This window comes from Gordonia terrae (genome assembly GCF_051789125.1).
Classification (GTDB): Bacteria; Actinomycetota; Actinomycetes; order Mycobacteriales; family Mycobacteriaceae; genus Gordonia; species Gordonia terrae_A.
On record NZ_CP196526.1, the window covers coordinates 3,239,573 to 3,255,816 of the forward strand.

15 protein-coding genes are annotated in these 16,244 nt (G+C 66.8%); 9 read left to right on the forward strand and 6 right to left on the reverse strand.

Annotated elements, in window-relative coordinates:
* Positions 1-9 precede the first annotated feature (9 nt).
* Positions 10-1,116, reverse strand: coding sequence for a branched-chain amino acid aminotransferase (locus ACSUZC_RS14615; protein ID WP_439029246.1), 1,107 nt, complete (start codon positions 1,114-1,116; stop codon positions 10-12).
* 90 nt (positions 1,117-1,206) lie between these two features.
* Positions 1,207-2,325 carry a glycine cleavage system aminomethyltransferase GcvT gene (gcvT, locus tag ACSUZC_RS14620; RefSeq protein ID WP_439029247.1) on the reverse strand — a complete coding sequence of 373 codons (1,119 nt, stop codon included), beginning with the start codon at positions 2,323-2,325 and terminating at the stop codon, positions 1,207-1,209.
* Between the two features lie 136 nt (positions 2,326-2,461).
* Here gcvT and ACSUZC_RS14625 point away from each other — a divergent pair, with 136 nt between their 5' ends.
* From ACSUZC_RS14625 to ACSUZC_RS14650, 6 genes are all read left to right on the forward strand, one after another.
* The gene (locus ACSUZC_RS14625; RefSeq protein WP_439029248.1) at positions 2,462-4,006 is read left to right on the forward strand and encodes a leucyl aminopeptidase; all 1,545 of its coding nucleotides are present in this window, start codon (positions 2,462-2,464) and stop codon (positions 4,004-4,006) included.
* 241 nt (positions 4,007-4,247) lie between these two features.
* Positions 4,248-6,047, forward strand: a complete 1,800-nt coding sequence (sucB, locus tag ACSUZC_RS14630; protein ID WP_439029249.1) for a 2-oxoglutarate dehydrogenase, E2 component, dihydrolipoamide succinyltransferase — start codon at positions 4,248-4,250, stop codon at positions 6,045-6,047.
* A gap of 36 nt (positions 6,048-6,083) precedes the next feature.
* Positions 6,084-6,980, forward strand: coding sequence for a TIGR01777 family oxidoreductase (locus ACSUZC_RS14635; RefSeq protein ID WP_439029250.1), 897 nt, complete (start codon positions 6,084-6,086; stop codon positions 6,978-6,980).
* Complete coding sequence (lipB, locus tag ACSUZC_RS14640; RefSeq protein ID WP_439029251.1) at positions 6,977-7,696, forward strand: lipoyl(octanoyl) transferase LipB; 720 nt, start codon at positions 6,977-6,979, stop codon at positions 7,694-7,696. The genes ACSUZC_RS14635 and lipB overlap by 4 nt, the downstream gene beginning before the upstream one ends.
* Positions 7,693-8,781 carry a lipoyl synthase gene (lipA, locus tag ACSUZC_RS14645; RefSeq protein ID WP_439029252.1) on the forward strand — a complete coding sequence of 363 codons (1,089 nt, stop codon included), beginning with the start codon at positions 7,693-7,695 and terminating at the stop codon, positions 8,779-8,781. Before lipB ends, lipA begins: the two co-directional genes overlap by 4 nt.
* A 62-nt stretch (positions 8,782-8,843) precedes the next feature.
* On the forward strand, positions 8,844-9,584 hold the full coding sequence (locus tag ACSUZC_RS14650; RefSeq protein ID WP_439029253.1) for a DUF4191 domain-containing protein: 741 nt from the start codon (positions 8,844-8,846) through the stop codon (positions 9,582-9,584).
* A gap of 88 nt (positions 9,585-9,672) precedes the next feature.
* Here the strand turns inward: ACSUZC_RS14650 and ACSUZC_RS14655 are convergent, their stop codons facing one another.
* Positions 9,673-10,176, reverse strand: coding sequence for an RDD family protein (locus tag ACSUZC_RS14655; protein ID WP_439029254.1), 504 nt, complete (start codon positions 10,174-10,176; stop codon positions 9,673-9,675).
* 322 nt (positions 10,177-10,498) lie between these two features.
* Here ACSUZC_RS14655 and glnA point away from each other — a divergent pair, with 322 nt between their 5' ends.
* Positions 10,499-11,932: a type I glutamate--ammonia ligase gene (glnA, locus tag ACSUZC_RS14660; RefSeq protein WP_439029255.1), complete on the forward strand. Its 1,434-nt coding sequence runs from the start codon at positions 10,499-10,501 to the stop codon at positions 11,930-11,932.
* 5 nt (positions 11,933-11,937) lie between these two features.
* Here glnA and ACSUZC_RS14665 read toward each other — a convergent pair whose 3' ends face one another.
* The 3 genes from ACSUZC_RS14665 to ACSUZC_RS14675 all read right to left on the reverse strand — a co-directional run bounded on the left by ACSUZC_RS14665 (position 11,938) and on the right by ACSUZC_RS14675 (position 13,134).
* Complete coding sequence (locus tag ACSUZC_RS14665) at positions 11,938-12,189, reverse strand: hypothetical protein (RefSeq protein ID WP_439033135.1); 252 nt, start codon at positions 12,187-12,189, stop codon at positions 11,938-11,940.
* 161 nt (positions 12,190-12,350) lie between these two features.
* Positions 12,351-12,548 carry a hypothetical protein gene (locus ACSUZC_RS14670; RefSeq protein ID WP_439029256.1) on the reverse strand — a complete coding sequence of 66 codons (198 nt, stop codon included), beginning with the start codon at positions 12,546-12,548 and terminating at the stop codon, positions 12,351-12,353.
* 76 nt (positions 12,549-12,624) lie between these two features.
* Positions 12,625-13,134: a hypothetical protein gene (locus ACSUZC_RS14675; protein WP_439029257.1), complete on the reverse strand. Its 510-nt coding sequence runs from the start codon at positions 13,132-13,134 to the stop codon at positions 12,625-12,627.
* Positions 13,135-13,957: 823 nt separating this feature from the next.
* Between ACSUZC_RS14675 and ACSUZC_RS14680 the strand changes: the two genes are divergently transcribed.
* On the forward strand, positions 13,958-15,256 hold the full coding sequence (locus ACSUZC_RS14680; RefSeq protein WP_439029258.1) for a hypothetical protein: 1,299 nt from the start codon (positions 13,958-13,960) through the stop codon (positions 15,254-15,256).
* Positions 15,257-15,384: 128 nt separating this feature from the next.
* Positions 15,385-15,876, forward strand: a complete 492-nt coding sequence (locus tag ACSUZC_RS14685; RefSeq protein WP_439029259.1) for a hypothetical protein — start codon at positions 15,385-15,387, stop codon at positions 15,874-15,876.
* The last annotated feature ends 368 nt before the right edge of the window (positions 15,877-16,244 follow it).

A 16,244-nucleotide genomic window follows, 5' to 3' on the forward strand; every position in this document is an offset into this window, starting at 1 on the left:
CGGCGCACGTCAGCGGCGGTAGAGCTCTGTCATCCACCCGTGGGTGTCGGCGAACGTCCCACGCTGGATGCCCGTGAGGGTGTCCCGCAGCGCCTGCGTGACCTCGCCGGTCTCACCGTTGTTGATGGTGTAGTCCTCACCCTCGCCCTTGACGCGGCCGACGGGGGTGATCACGGCGGCGGTGCCGCACGCGAAGACCTCGGTGATGTCGCCGGAGGCCACACCCTTGCGCAGCTCCTCGGTGGTGATCTTGCGCTCCTCGACCTCGAATCCGGCATCGGTCGCCAGCGTCAGCAACGACGAACGGGTGATGCCCGGGAGGAGCGAACCCGAGAGTTCGGGGGTCACCAGCCGCGCGTCGGCACCGGAGCCGAACACGAAGAACAGGTTCATGCCGCCCATCTCTTCGATGTAGCGGCGTTCCACGGCGTCGAGCCAGACGACCTGGTCGCAGCCCTGCTCGGTGGCCTGGCGCTGCGCGAGGAACGCGGCAGCGTAATTGCCGCCGCACTTGGCGAATCCGGTTCCGCCGGGAGCGGCACGGACGTACTCGGTCGACAGCCAGACGCTCACCGGCTTGATGCCGCCGGCGAAGTAGGCCCCGGCCGGGGAGGCGATGACGGCGTAGATGTACTGGGTCGACGGCGCGTTCACGCCGAGGCTGGCCTGCGAGGCGAACATGAACGGGCGCAGGTAGAGCGACTCCTCACCCCCGGCGGCGGGAACCCATTCGTTGTCGGCCTCGAGCAGGGCCTCGAGTGAGGCGAGGAAGTCCTCGACCGGGAGCGCGGGCATGGCGAGCCGCTCGGCGCTGCGCTGGAGTCGCTCGGCGTTGGCCTCGGGCCGGAACGCGGCGATCGAACCGTCGGGCTGACGGTAGGCCTTGAGACCTTCGAAGACCTCCTGGCCGTAGTGCAGGACCGTGGCCGCCGGATCGAGCGCGATCGGACCGTACGGCTTGACCTTGGCGTTGTGCCAACCCACCTCGGCGTCATAGTCGATCATCACCATGTTGTCGGTGAAATGACGTCCGAATCCGGGTGCGGACAAGATCTCCGCGCGCCGGCCCTCAGACACCGGATGCGGGTGCTCGGTACGGTTGAACTCCAAGGTCATGGCGTCATCGTACCGCTGGCCGCAAAAGCATTACCGCGCCCCGTCAGCAGGGCCGACGGCGTACACGAGCGCCCCGCGGGTGCGCGCAGGTCACACGTGCGAGGGCACGAACGGCGGGATCACGACCTCACAGAGCAGGTCCCGACCACGGACGTCGACGACCACCTCGTCGCCCTTGCGCACCCCCGACGCGGTGTCGAGGAGCGCCAGTGCGATGCCCTGCTTCAGCGTCGGCGAGAACGTTCCGGAGGTACAGGTCCCGATCTGCTCGGCGCCCTGGGGGTCTCCCGCGAGTCGAACCGCGCATCCGGCCCGGGGGACCCCGCGGCCGGTCGCCCGCAACCCGTACAGCCGGCGGGCGGGTCCGGCCTCCTTCTCGGCGAGCAGCGCGTCGCGGCCGAAGAACGACGGCTTGTCCCAGCCGACCGCCCAGCTCGACCGCGCCTGTACCGGCGTGATGTCCGGACCGAGTTCGTGACCGTGCAGCGCGTAACCCATCTCGGTGCGAAGGGTGTCACGTGCGCCCAGACCCGCCGGGAGGCCACCGGCCTCGGTGATCGACTCCACGAGGACGTCGAAGACCGCTCCGGCATCGGCCCATCGCGGCAGGATCTCGTAACCCCGTTCGCCGGTGTACCCCGTGCGGCACACCCGCACCGGCGCCACGCCCGCTGCGGTTGTCAGCTCGGCGTCGGCGAACGCCATGTAGTCGATGTCGGCGGGCAGCCCGAGCCCGGCGAGGATCTCCGGCGACTTCGGTCCCTGTACGGCCAGCACCGCGAGGTCACGATGCCGATCGACGACCGAGATACCTTCCGGCGCAATGGCACTCAACTTCTGGACAACAGCGGCGGTGTTGGCCGCATTGGGCACCAGGAACACCTCGTCATCGCTCACGAGGTAAGCGATGAGATCGTCGACGACGCCACCGGAGTCGTTGCAGCACAACGTGTACTGCGCTTTCCCCGGGCCGATCTTGCCCAGGTCGTTGGTCAGTGTCGAATTGACGAAGGCCGCCGCGCCGGGACCGGACACGAGCGCCTTGCCGAGATGACTCACGTCGAAGATGCCCACCGTCTCCCGCACGGCGGCGTGCTCGGCGACGGTCCCCGAGTACGACACCGGCATGTTCCAACCGCCGAACTCGGCGAAGGTCGCCCCCAGTGCGGCATGACGGTCGGCGATGGGTCCGGCGAGGAGTTCAGTCATGACCTCCACGCTATCGGGCCGCCGTGCTGTTGCTGTCAGGGCCACGTCCGCACACGCGGCGACCGCCGAGCCGCGTTCGCGGGCTGCTTCGTCCGTCACGAGTCGGCACCGCCCGCGCTGTGGCAGAGTTGTCCGGGTGAGCAAGAACGACACCGTCGACCGCGTGCGCGGCCCCGAACTCGAACTGTCCACCTCGATCGGCAAGGACGATTCCGCCCTGGTCATCGGCCTGATCAGCGCGTCGCCCCCCGACGCCGAGGGCTCCGACGACGCCGCCGAACCGACACTCGCCATCGGTGACGGCATCCTGGACGACGCCCAGGCCGCCGCGATCACCGCCGCGCTGACGGCCCTCGGGGCGACCGGCTCGCACGGTGAGGTCACCCGCACCGCAGCCCCCGAGACCCTGCCCGTCGACATCGTCGTCGCGGTCGGCCTGGGAGACGCCGACAACCTCGACGACCCCGACCAGATCCGTCAGGCTGCGGGCATCGTCGCCCGCGAACTCGACGGTCTCGAGTCGGTGGCGACCACCCTCTCCGCGGTCGACCTCGTCGCCGCCGCGGAGGGCCTGTTCCTCGGCGCGTACCGGTTCGACGAGTTCCGGTCGGAGAAGTCGCGCCCCAAGAAGACTCCGCCGCAACACATCACACTGCTGGTCGAATCGAAGTCCAAGGACGCCAAGGCCGGCCTGGAACGCGCGATCGCGGTCGCCGACTCCGTGGCCATCGCCCGCGATTTCGTCAACACCCCGCCCAGCCACCTCTACCCGGAGGAGTTCGCGGCACGCGCCCGCACCCTGGGCAGCAAGGCGGGCCTGAAGGTCGAGATCCTCGACGACACGCAGCTCGCCGCACAGGGCTACGGCGGCATCATCGGCGTCGGCAAGGGATCGTCGCGCCTGCCGCGCCTCGTCCGGCTGTCCCACACGGCCAAGAAGTCGACCAAGAAGGTCGCTCTCGTCGGCAAGGGCATCACCTTCGACACCGGCGGCATCTCCATCAAACCGGCCGCGAACATGGATGCCATGACCTCGGACATGGGCGGCGCGGCGGCCGTGATCGCCGCGACCATCCTGGCCGCCCGACTCGACATCGACGTCTCGGTCACCGCGACCGTTCCGATGGCCGAGAACATGCCGTCGTCGACCGCCCAGCGTCCCGGCGACGTGCTGACCCAGTACGGCGGACGCACTGTCGAGGTCCTCAACACCGACGCGGAGGGACGCCTCATCCTCGCCGACGCGATCGTGCGGGCCTGCGAGGACGACCCGGACTACCTCATCGACACCGCGACCCTGACCGGCGCGCAGATGGTGGCGCTCGCCACCCGCACCCCCGGCGTCATGGGCACCGACGAGTTCCGCGACCGCGTCGCGGCCCGCTCCGCCGACGTCGGTGAGAACGCCTGGGCCATGCCACTGCCCGCGGAACTGCGCGCCGATCTCAAGTCACGCGTCGCCGACCTCGCCAACGTGACGCCCCACCGCTGGGGCGGGATGCTCGCCGCCGGCATCTTCCTGAAGGAGTTCGTGCCCGAGGACGTCCAGTGGGCACACATCGACATCGCCGGACCGGCCTTCAACACGGGCGGTCCGTGGGGTTACACCACCAAAGGCGGTACGGGAGTGCCCGTCCGGACCATCGCGGCGGTGCTCGAGGACATCGCCGCGAACGGCTGACGTCGTGTCTCGGACAGCCTCCCGATGATCACCCCGACCCCGGATGAGAATCGTTACCCACGAGTACGAGCCGAATCGAGTCGGCGTCTCGCTGTGCGGGTAGGGTTGGCCGCGGGGATGAGCGGCTGACCCGCCTCTCATCCGCGCGGTTCCTCACCGCCCCCCCGACCCCGTGCCCGCGGCGCACACACCACTGGGCATCACCTACAGACCACCACGTCGAGTTCAGGAGTTCACAACGATGGCCTTCTCCGTCCAGATGCCCGCCCTTGGTGAAAGTGTCACCGAGGGGACAGTCACCCGGTGGCTGAAGGAGGAGGGCGACACCGTCGAGGCCGACGAGCCCTTGCTCGAGGTCTCGACCGACAAGGTGGACACCGAGATTCCCGCCCCGACGTCGGGCGTGCTGACGAAGATCATCGCCCAGGAGGATGACGTCGTCGAGGTCGGCGGCGACCTCGCCCTGATCGGCGACGCCGACGAGGCCGAGTCCGGTTCCGACGACTCCGACAGCGATTCCGGCGGCGGCGACGAGCCGACCGAGGCCGCCCCTGAGCCCGAACCCGAGCAGGCCGCCGAGGAGCCTTCGGTCGACGAGGACGCACCGGCCGAGAAGCCCACTGCCGACACCGGTTCCGGCTCGGCGGAGGGCACCGACGTGCTCATGCCCGAACTCGGTGAGTCCGTCACCGAGGGCACCGTGACCAACTGGCTCAAGGCGGTTGGCGACGAGGTGGCCGCCGACGAACCGCTTCTCGAGGTCTCGACCGACAAGGTCGACACCGAGATTCCCTCCCCCGTCGCGGGCACCCTGCTCGAGATCCTCGCACAGGAGGATGACGTCATCGAGGTCGGCGGCAAGCTGGCCGTCATCGGCGACGCCTCCGCCGCACCGGCGAAGAAGGAGACCACGCCGGAACCCGAACCCGAGCCCGAGCCGGAACCCGAGCCCGAGGCGGAACAGAAGCCCGAGCCCGAGCAGGCGCCTGCCCCCGAGGAGGAGCAGAAGCCCAAGGCCGAGCAGAAGCCCGAACCCGAGGCCGAGCCTGCGCAGAAGTCCGATCCGCCGACCGTCGAGTCGACGCCGTATGTGACCCCGCTGGTGCGCAAGCTGGCCGCGGAGAACAACATCGACCTCAACGCGATCAAGGGCACCGGTGTCGGCGGCCGGATCCGCAAGCAGGACGTACTCGCCGCGGCCGAGGAGGCCAAGGCACCTGCTCCCGAGCAGAAGCCCGCCGCGGCCGCCGCTCCGTCGGCACCCGCGGCATCGGCCGGGAAATCCGCATCGCCGGAGATCCGTCCCGAGCTGGCCGAGTTGCGCGGCACCACCCAGAAGATCAACCGCATCCGGCAGATCACGGCGAAGAAGACCCGCGAATCCCTGCAGCAGAGCGCACAGCTGACGCAGGTCTTCGAGGTCGACATGACCCGCATCGCCGGGCTGCGCAAGGCCGCCAAGGAGAGCTTCAAGGCGTCCGAGGGCGTCAACCTCACGTTCCTGCCGTTCATCGCGAAGGCCGTCGTCGAGGCGCTGAAGGCGCACCCGAACGTCAACGCGTCGATCGACGAGGACAAGAAGGAGATCACCTACTACGACAAGGTCCACCTGGGCATCGCCGTCGACACCCCGCAGGGACTGCTGTCGCCGGTCATCCACAACGCGGACGACCTGTCGATCGCCGGTCTGGCCCGGGCCATCGCCGACATCGCGTCACGTGCGCGCTCCAACGGCCTGAAGCCCGACGAGCTCGCCGGCGGCACCTTCACCATCACCAACATCGGCAGCCAGGGCGCGCTGTTCGACACCCCGATCCTGGTCCCGCCGCAGGCGGCCATGCTCGGTACCGGTGCCATCGTCAAGCGTCCGGTCGTCATCACCGGCGAAGACGGCTCCGAATCGATCGCGGTGCGGTCGATGTCGTACCTGCCCCTGACCTACGATCACCGCCTCATCGACGGCGCGGACGCGGGCCGCTTCCTCACCACGGTGAAGAAGCGTCTCGAAGAAGCGGCCTTCGCCGCGGACCTGGGCCTCTAGCCCGGATACGTCGGAACCGGTCACAGAGGACTCCCGATGCGTATCGCCGTCGCAGGTTCACAAGGCCTCATCGGCAACGCCCTGGTCAACTCGCTGCGCGCGGCGGGCCACACGGTCACCCGTCTGGTCCGCCGCGAGGCACGCGCCGACGACGAGTTCAGTTGGGACCCCGAGACCATTGGCGTCCCTCCGGAGAGTCTCGCCGGGGTCGACGCGGTGGTGTCGCTGGGCGGCGTCGGCGTGGGCAACGGACGGTGGACGGGCAGGTTCAAACAGGAACTGCGCGACTCCCGCATCGCGCCGACCGAGGTGCTCGCCGAGGCGGTCCGCGATCTGGGTATCCAGACCTTCGTGAGCGCGAGTGCGACCGGGTACTACGGCGACACCGGTTCGCGGCCGGCGACGGAGTCCGACGGTCCGGGCGAGGGTTTTCTCGCCGACCTGGTCGTCGACTGGGAACGCGCGGCAACCTCGACCGTGGGTACCGACACCCGTCTCGTCCTGCTGCGCACCGCGCCCGTCCTGAGTGCGCAGGGCGGTCTGCTGGGCAAGCTCCGGCCGCTGTTCAAGTTGGGCCTCGGCGGCCCGATCGGCGACGGCAAGCAGTACTTCTCCTGGATCAGCCTCATCGACGAGGTGCGTGCCATCGAGTTCCTGCTCGACTCCGACGTCTCCGGGCCGGTGAACCTGAGTTCGCCGGGCGCCGTGCCATTCGGTGAGTTCGCGTCGGCTCTGGGCCGTGCCGTACACCGTCCCACGGTGCTGCAGGTCCCGGCCTTCGCGGCGCGCGGAGTGGGCGGCGAGATGGCCGAGGAAATGATTTTGTTCAGTCAGCGCGTTGCACCTGGAGTGCTGACCGATCACGGATTCACCTTCACCCATCCCGGCATCGACGAGGCCCTGGCCTACGCGACCGGGTCCGGCCGTTCATGACCCCCGGGCAACGGATTCGCGCCTCGTCCGACCCGGTGGAGATCCGCGACCTCGGCGTCGTCGAGTACCAGGCCGCCTACGACATGCAGCACGGTCTGGCCACCGACAGGGCAGACGGGACGCTGGACCACGACACGCTGCTCCTGCTCGAGCACCCCTCGACGTACACCGCGGGCAAGCGCACCGAAGACGCCGACCGACCGACCAACGGCGCACCGGTGATCGACGTCGACCGCGGCGGCCGCATCACCTGGCACGGCCCGGGACAGCTCGTCGGTTACCCGATCGTCAAACTCGCCGAGCCGCTCGACGTCGTCGAGTACGTCCGCAGGCTGGAGGCCGCGCTCATCGCCGTGTGCGCCGACCTCGGCGTCCGGACAGGCCGCGTCGAAGGACGTTCAGGCGTCTGGATTCGTGACGACGCCGGGGAACGCAAGCTCGGCCAGATCGGCATCCGGGTGGCGCGCGGTGTCGCATTGCACGGGTTCGCCCTCAACGTCGACCCCGACATGTCGGCATTCGACGCGATCGTCCCGTGCGGCATCCCCGACGCCGGTGTCACCTCACTGGCCAGGGAAAGCGGCCGGGCGATCTCGGTGTCCGACGTCCGGGAATCGGTCGCGCAGGCCGTTCTCGCCGCCCTCGATGGCACATCCGGCGCCGCACCGGCGTCCCCCCATGACCACACTTCAGCGAGCGTAGGATCGATTCAGTGACCGCGTCCCCCCTCACCCCCGGACCCGGTGCCCCCGATGTCACACCCTCGACACCGGCATCCGCACCGCAGACTCCCACCCCGGCCCCCGAAGGCCGCAAGCTGCTGCGCCTCGAAGTGCGCAACGCGCAGACCCCCATCGAGCGCAAGCCGGAATGGATTCGCACCCGCGCGACGATGGGTCCCGAGTTCACCGAACTCAAGGGTCTCGTCAAGCGCGAAGGCCTCCACACCGTCTGCGAAGAAGCCGGGTGTCCCAACATCTACGAGTGCTGGGAAGACCGCGAGGCGACCTTCCTCATCGGCGGCGAACAATGCACCCGCCGCTGTGACTTCTGCCAGATCGACACCGGCAAACCCGCTCCCCTGGACCGCGACGAGCCCCGTCGCGTCGCCGAGAGCGTCCAGGCGATGGGCCTGCGCTACTCCACCATCACCGGCGTCGCCCGCGACGATCTACCCGACGAGGGTGCCTGGCTCTACGCCGAGACCGTCCGCGCCATCCACCGGTTGAATCCCGGCACCGGCGTGGAGAACCTCATCCCCGACTTCCACGCCAAGCCCGACCTGCTGGCCGAGGTCTTCGACGCCCGCCCCGAGGTGCTCGCGCACAACCTCGAGACGGTCCCCCGCATCTTCAAGCGCATCCGTCCGGCATTCCGCTACGAGCGGTCCCTCGAGGTCATCACCGCCGCACGCGATTTCGGCCTGGTGACCAAGTCGAACCTGATCCTCGGAATGGGCGAGACCCCGCAAGAGGTGCAGTCGGCCATCGTCGACCTGCACGAGGCGGGATGCGACATCCTGACGATCACGCAGTACCTGCGTCCCTCCCCGCGGCACCACCCCGTCGAGCGCTGGGTCAAGCCCGAGGAGTTCGTCGACCACTCCGAGTTCGCCGAAGAGGTCGGTTTCGCCGGCGTCATGGCCGGACCGCTGGTGCGTTCGTCCTACCGTGCCGGCCGCCTGTACGCCCAGGCGATGGCTCACCACGGCCGTGACATCTCGCCGGCACTCGCTCACCTGGCAGCCGAGGGATCGGCCAGCCAGGAGGCCTCGAGCCTGATGGCGCGCCTCGCCCGCTGACGCTTTCGTGCGTCCGGTGACCTTTCGGACGGTCGCCGGGTGCACGGACGTAAACTGGCCTCATGGCAAAGGCGCAGGTGAGCAAAGAGGCTAAGGCCGAGAAGAAGAAGGCCCGCAAGGCGGCATCCAAGGAACGGCGCCAGCAGCTGTGGCAGGCCTTCCAGATGCAGCGCAAGGAAGACAAGCGACTCATCCCGTACATGGCGGGTGTGATCGTGCTGTCGATCGCGGTCTTCACCGCGCTCGGTTTCGTCCTCGGCTCGCCGTGGCTGCTGATCCCGCTCGGAGTCGTGCTCGGCGTCCTGGGCGCCTTCATCCTGTTCGGTCGCCGCGTGCAGAAGAACGTCTACACCAAGGCCGAGGGTCAGCCGGGAGCCGCGGGCTGGGCTCTGGGGAACATGCGCGGACAGTGGCGGGTGAAGCAGGCCGTCGCCGGCACCTCGCACCTCGACGCCGTACACCGGGTCATCGGCAAACCGGGCGTCATCCTCGTGGGTGAGGGCTCACCTACCCGCATCAAGACGCTGCTCGGCCAGGAGAAGAAGAAGGTCGCCCGCGTCGTCGGCGACACCCCGATCTACGAGATCGTCGTCGGCAACGACGACGGCCAGGTCCCGCTGTCGAAGCTCGAGCGGCACCTGAACAAGCTGCCCAACAACATCGACCGCAAGCGCATGGAGACCCTCGAGGGTCGCCTCGCCGCACTCGGCAGCAAGGCCCCCGGTCCCGGTATGCCCAAGGGTCCGCTCCCCGGGAACGCCAAGATGCGCAGCATGCAGCGCACCGCGCGTCGCCGCGGCTGACGCCCGCTCGCAGATCCACCACGAATGGACGAACCCGCCACCGAATCGGTGGCGGGTTCGTCCATTCGTGGTGGGTTTACGGTCTCGGTCAGCGGGTGCGGACGAGCGCCGTGCCCGTGGCCCGATCATGCAGAGCACGACCGTTGTAGTCGTTGATCAGGGCCGGGACCAGGAAGACCATCAGCAGCTGACGGAAGAACGCGCGCACGATCCCGACGGCCGCCGGACTCTCTTCTCCGGTGGCCTCGGCGGTGTTGCGGTCGGCGCCGAAGTCCACCCGCGCGACCCGCATCCCGATGACGAGCTGACCGGGGGTGAACCCGAAGAGGGTCACCGCGAAGATCCCGATGACGAACCAGATACCGAGCTGGGTCGTGCCCAGATGGGGAGAACCGAAGCCGACGAACAGCATCGCCAGCCCGCCGGCGATCAGCCAGTCCACGAGCAGGCCCGCGACGCGCGGCCATCCGGTGGCCAATGACCCGGGGCCGCTCGCCGGGAGCCCGAGGTCTTGTCCCCGGTGATCGTTCTCGACGCCGTCGGCGGGACCGATCTGTGGTCCCGACAGCCAGGAACCGGTGACTCGTCCCATCGGTGATGACTCCTCTCACGCGACCGCGCAACCCCCTCGGTCCGCGTCGTCGCCGCACTCGTGAACCATCGTAGTCGCTGGTTGGCGCGACCCTCCCCGCCCGTTCGGGCCTGCCGCTAGGGTTGGGGTGCGCCGAGTGCTTGCGCCCCGGACATGCCGCGTAGCGAACACCACTGCGCGTGTAACACGGGGGAAACACGGACTTGACGCATGGGCAACTTCGCCTCCATACGGTTGCCGCTGAGATCCGCTGCTGTTTCTCAGTGGCGGATGTGGCGTGTCCCCATACACGGACCACCGATCACGAAGGAGTCACCGCACGGTGTACAGCAGTAAAGAAGAACTACTCGAGGGCATCAAGAAGGAAGGTGTCGAGTACGTCGACATCCGATTCTGCGACCTGCCCGGTGTCATGCAGCACTTCTCGATCCCGGCCTCGGCATTCGACGAGGACGTGTTCGAGGACGGGCTGGCATTCGACGGCTCGTCGGTGCGTGGCTTCCAGTCGATCAACGAGTCGGACATGATGCTGCTGCCCGACCCCGCCACCGCGCGGATCGACCCGTTCCGCAAGGCGAAGACGATGAACGTCAGCTTCTTCGTCCACGATCCGTTCACCCGCGAGGCCTACAGCCGCGACCCGCGCAACGTCGCCCGCAAGGCCGAGGACTACCTCGCCTCGACCGGCGTCGCCGACACCTGCTTCTTCGGCGCCGAGGCCGAGTTCTACATCTTCGACTCGGTGTCCTTCGGTTCGGAGATGAACGGCACCTTCTACGAGGTCGAGTCCGAGTCCGGCTGGTGGAACACCGCATCGCCCAGCGATCCCGACGGCAGCCCCAACCTGGGCTACAAAGTCCGCCCCAAGGGTGGCTACTTCCCGGTGGCGCCGTACGACCACTACGTCGACCTGCGCGACGAGATGTCGACCAACCTGCAGAACTCGGGCTTCGAGCTCGAGCGCGGCCACCACGAGGTCGGCACCGCGGGTCAGGCGGAGATCAACTACAAGTTCAACACGCTGCTCCACGCGGCCGATGACGTGCAGTTGTTCAAGTACATCATCAAGAACACCGCGTGGCAGAACGGCAAGTCCGTCACCTTCATGCCGAAGCCCCTGTTCGGCGACAACGGCTCGGGCATGCACGCCCACCAGTCGCTGTGGAAGGACGGCAAGCCGCTGTTCCACGACGAGGCCGGCTACGCGGGTCTGTCGGATCTGGCGCGCTATTACATCGGCGGCATCCTGCACCACGCGCCGTCGCTGCTGGCGTTCACCAACCCGACGGTGAACTCCTACAAGCGTCTGGTCCCGGGCTACGAGGCCCCGATCAACCTGGTCTACAGCCAGCGCAACCGTTCGGCCTGTGTGCGTATCCCGATCACCGGCAACAACCCGAAGGCCAAGCGCCTCGAGTTCCGTTGCCCGGACAGCTCGGGCAACCCGTACCTGGCGTTCGCGGCGATGATGATGGCCGGCCTGGACGGCATCAAGAACAAGATCGAGCCGCACGAGCCGGTCGACAAGGACCTCTACGAGCTCCCGCCGGAGGAGGCCAAGAGCATCCCGCAGGCTCCGACCTCGCTGGCCGCGGTCATCGACCGCCTCGAAGAGGATCACGACTACCTCACCGCCGGTGGCGTGTTCACCGAGGACCTCATCGAGACCTGGATCGCACTCAAGCGCGAGAACGAGATCGAGCCGGTGCAGATCCGTCCGCACCCGTACGAGTTCTCGCTGTACTACGACTGCTGATCTGTTTAGGGTTGCTGACCTGCGTCGATCCCCTCGACTGGGTCAGTCAGCCCGCAGATAGCCGCAGTAGGTTTCATCGAGTCCACCCGCTCATTGATCACAGCGCTGATCGCCGAGCGGGTGGACTCGTCTGCATCCGGCCACAGGTGCCCGTAGACGTCGAGCGTGGTTTTCGCCGAGTTGTGCCGCAGGCGGGCCTGGACAGTCTTGATGTCGGCACCCGAAGCGATGAGCAGAGACGCGAGATAGTGCCGCAGGGCGTGGAAATGGAAGTCATCGGGGCGCCGTCGACTTGCCCGCGCACCTCACGGATTGCTCGGTCGATCAGCCAGCAGCCACGGTCCGATGCTTCCACCGGCGCCGTTTGTCACGAGGGTCTGCTCGGGCCATTTCTGGACCGGCGACGACAGCAGTAGCGTCAGTTCGCGCGCACCGGTATCGGCGCTTCCGAGCCTTCAGTCTTGAGTGGCAGCACCCTGTCGATTCCCCAATGCGCATGCGGGTGGACTACTCCCCTGGTGAAGTCGACGTCGTCGAGTCGCAGCGCGACGGCCTCGGAGATCCGGAGGCCGGCGAACACGCCCAGGAGTACCGACACCCGTAGGTGCTCGGGCATGAGGTCGTAGAGCTGCCAGACTTGTTCGGTCGATGGGCAGACACGCGCTGTTTCGCCGCTGGCGGTGGGATTCGTTTCAGCACGGATTCTTGCCGAAGTATCCGTCGTAGACCGCGTCATCGAGAATGTGCCGCAGCCGCGAGTAGAGCGCTCGCACGGTGCCCGGTGCGAGGTCCTCGACCTTGTCGAGCTTCGCGAGCCACACCTTGACCGTCGACGGCTTGATGGGACGCAGCGCCATCTGCCGAACTCGGCGTTGAGTCGCTTGATGTGGCGACCGGGCCATCCGCACGGTGCTCGTCCGGTTGGCCTCGTACCCGGCGATCCACAGCGCAGCCCAGTCCTCGAACGTCATCGCGGCGCGCCTCGGCGCGACGTGGTTACCGCCGACCACGGACGCCGTTTGACCGTCAATCCAGCTCTGCGCGTCAGCTTTTCGGGCGAACAAACGTTCGTGTTCCTGGCCGCTTTCGTCGACATATCGGGCACGCCAGCGGCTGCCGACACCGGCTTTCGCGCTGGGTGTTCCATCGGCCTTCTTCCAGCGGTCCTCGACGCCGGCGCGTCGGTTAAGTCTCTGAGTCACGGGCTCGACGCTCACTCTCGTAGCAGAACTTTCCGAGCTTGGCCGAGGCTTCCGGAGTTCGTTTGTCGAGCATCTTCAACGCAACCGCCAGTTCGTCGGCGACACTCACCGGAACTATCGACATGTCCTCGTCCTCGAAGGGTGGCGTCGGCTCAACCCCAGCCGAAGGAGATCGTTGCGCTCATCGTGGGGAAGGCCGCCGAACTGGACGCAGCAGCAGGCGCCGGAGACAGCGGCACGAGCGGCGAGAGCAACAAGGCCGGCGACGCTGTGGCCGCAGCCCGCATGCCAGGCATGGTCGCCCTAGCCATCGGCACCCTCCAAGAGCTGCGCGCCGACGCCGAACGCGGCCGCACCCTCGTTGCAGCAGCAGTCGCAATAGACCAAATAATCGTTGTTGATGCTGGCCTACTGTACGTCGCGGCGCCATCCAGCAGCGCGACGCCAAGTCCTGGGTTGCTATGGCCAGCCGAGGCTTCGACGGCCCCCGACGCGTCCTCGCATCGATCACCGATTGCGCGGCGGACCCCTGAACGAGATCGGCACCGCCCAAGCCGCCGCAGAGAACGCAGACACCACCAACATCCGGTTCTGACCCAACAGCATCAGGCGGCCGCCGAACCCCTTCAGGGCGGCGTGCAGCAGAACACCAGGCCCCCCACCACGCGAGGGGGTCTTCGTGTGCCACCCCGGTCCAATCATTCGACCCGCAGCCGCCTGACCCCTTCGGTCGAGAGTCAGGTCTTTCTTGCGCGGAGCCCGAAACCTACGCGCGAAACCGGGTCTGGCCAGGTCAAGACCGCGAAACCGGTATATTTCGCTGGTGACCGTTTACGACGAGGCTGCGCGACCACGAGTGCTCTATTACAAGGGACCAACGCGCTATCGGGTCGATTCCGGACCCGTCGACTTCGAAGAGATTATTGGCCGTCATGTTGGCACGGTGACAACCTTTGACTCCAAGGGCCAGTTCGGAATTCCGCAGGTTCGATGGGAGAGCTGGGACGCAGTCATTGCGATCGGGACCACACCCCAGGGTGTCGCCGATCACTTGCGCGTCATCCAGATCGGTGGCCACCCGCTGGGGATGCGGTCCCAAGGAGAAGCGACTTCGTATTCCCTCCAATCGCGCCAATCCCTGGGCACCGAGATTGAACTTGGCAAGGACCTCACACCAGAGGAGCGCTCGCTCGTAAAGTCGACAGTCCTCCCGGCGCTCCGCGCGCTGAGCTTGCCGCGTCAGAGTTGGGATCTGGGCGATTGGCAAGGCGACGCCAACTGGACCCGAGTCTTCGCATCCGATTTAGATGGCCTCGTGTTCGCGGCCGACTACCGGCCCGACGTAGGACCGAACAACGTTGTCTACCTACCCGACTCTCTGGCATCCGACCCCGCTGCTGTCGAGGCATGGATCATCTGGGCGCTCACAGAGTGGTCGAAATATGACAGCGCTCGGTTCCCCGCGCCCCCGGACTGGCGCTCTGAGCCCGCATGGATGACCGATGCCGAGCGATCAGCGAGCGCCCGCGTTGAGGAAGCCGAGGACGCACTCGAGGCCGCGATCGAACATCACGAGACCGAACTCCATAGCGAGCGCGAAACCCTGGCCTCGATTCGTGAGGAAGCAGACGGCACGCTGCGACGACTGCTCACGGGAACTGGTGACCCGTTGTCGGACGCCGTCGCCGACGCGCTCAAGACAATGGGCTTCGACGTCACCGATACTGACGAGGGCCGACGCGAGAAGCGCGACGACCTACGAGTTCGGGACGGGGACTGGGTGGCTGTCACCGAGGTGAAGGGCTACTCGAAGGGAGGTTCCACCCGCGACCTCCTGACACTCAGCAGATGGGTCGAGTTGTACATCAAGGAGACGGGTAACGAACCAGACGCACGGTGGTACATCTGCAACCAGTTTCGGAACACACACCCCGACCAACGCAGAGAACTCTTGCGCGGCCAGGACGACGATGTCGACGTGTTCGCAGAGTCCAACGGGCTGGCCATCGATACGCGCAACTTGTTTCGGCTGGTGCGTGACGTCGAGGCTCGGGTGATCGAACAGGACGCTGCCCGTGAGCTACTCCGGCAGTCGGTCGGGCGCTTCTCCTATCCGTCGTAACCGCGCAAGCACCCGCGAAAGTCACGAACCCAGGGCCGCCACGGGCTGCAGATCTGCAAGCTTCGCTCGGATATGTCAGTTGTCGCGGCTACATTCCCGGCATGAGATTCCCAAGCAAGGACCAGTGGATGGCCCTGCAGCAGCATGTCGGCACGACCAGGCATTACCCACCAACCGACTTCTATCTCGCGGTCACTGCTCTGATTCCGGAGCCGACCACGATTTCGGCCGCAGTAACCACCGCGAGCATGGACGGCCCAACCGTCTGGACGTCGTATATTGCGACCGATCGCGCTTTCGTACACGTGATTGCATCGTTTGACGCTGACCTCTTCGACCTGGAATCAGCCGAGGAAGAGTACAACAGACGCAATCCACCAGAGGTCAAGCTGCTGGAGGCGTGGACGCGACCGTTGTCATCGATCACTCGAATCAGCTTTGCGAGTGTCGGCCGACGGGCGACTGCTCGTGCCGAATTCGTTCCAGTTGGTGCATCAACTGTGACGTTCGCTGATGGCGGTTCCGTCGAGATCCCGGGCCACGCAAACAATTACGACGAGACTGCGCGCGAACAGCTGGATGCGCTGCACACCGCGCTCAACCGTGCGCTGATCGCGTAGCCCGCAGTAGCTCAGAAGCCCACCCCATCGAGCAAACTGCACGAACGTAGCAGACCTGCAGAAATCGCCCACAGTTCACGTCAGCTCGCGCTCACCATCGCTCGAGTAGTCGTTCTCGCTGTACTACGACTGCTGATCTCTGCTGTCGCACGACGACGCCCCGTCCGTTCGCGGACGGGGCGTCGTCGCTTTCAAGGATGTCGACGTCGGCGCGACCACCTCAGCGTCGTACACACCTTGATGTACGCGGTGTCAACGCACGCCGAACGGACGTCCGTCGAACCGGAAGTGAACACACTCACATGTGATCCATATCACTTTGCGTACTTGTTGCTCTGCCGACTCACACGGTTCGACCGTAGTTTGGA

Excerpts from the sequence above, each read along its gene's own strand:
- ACSUZC_RS14615 (WP_439029246.1), bottom strand. The coding sequence starts at position 1,116 with ATGACCTTGGAGTTCAACCGTACCGAGCACCCGCATCCGGTGTCTGAG.
- gcvT (WP_439029247.1), bottom strand. The coding sequence starts at position 2,325 with ATGACTGAACTCCTCGCCGGACCCATCGCCGACCGTCATGCCGCACTG.
- sucB (WP_439029249.1), top strand. The coding sequence starts at position 4,248 with ATGGCCTTCTCCGTCCAGATGCCCGCCCTTGGTGAAAGTGTCACCGAG.
- ACSUZC_RS14635 (WP_439029250.1), top strand. The coding sequence starts at position 6,084 with ATGCGTATCGCCGTCGCAGGTTCACAAGGCCTCATCGGCAACGCCCTG.
- lipB (WP_439029251.1), top strand. The coding sequence starts at position 6,977 with ATGACCCCCGGGCAACGGATTCGCGCCTCGTCCGACCCGGTGGAGATC.
- ACSUZC_RS14650 (WP_439029253.1), top strand. The coding sequence starts at position 8,844 with ATGGCAAAGGCGCAGGTGAGCAAAGAGGCTAAGGCCGAGAAGAAGAAG.
- ACSUZC_RS14655 (WP_439029254.1), bottom strand. The coding sequence starts at position 10,176 with ATGGGACGAGTCACCGGTTCCTGGCTGTCGGGACCACAGATCGGTCCC.
- ACSUZC_RS14670 (WP_439029256.1), bottom strand. The coding sequence starts at position 12,548 with ATGCCCGAGCACCTACGGGTGTCGGTACTCCTGGGCGTGTTCGCCGGC.
- ACSUZC_RS14685 (WP_439029259.1), top strand. The coding sequence starts at position 15,385 with ATGGCCCTGCAGCAGCATGTCGGCACGACCAGGCATTACCCACCAACC.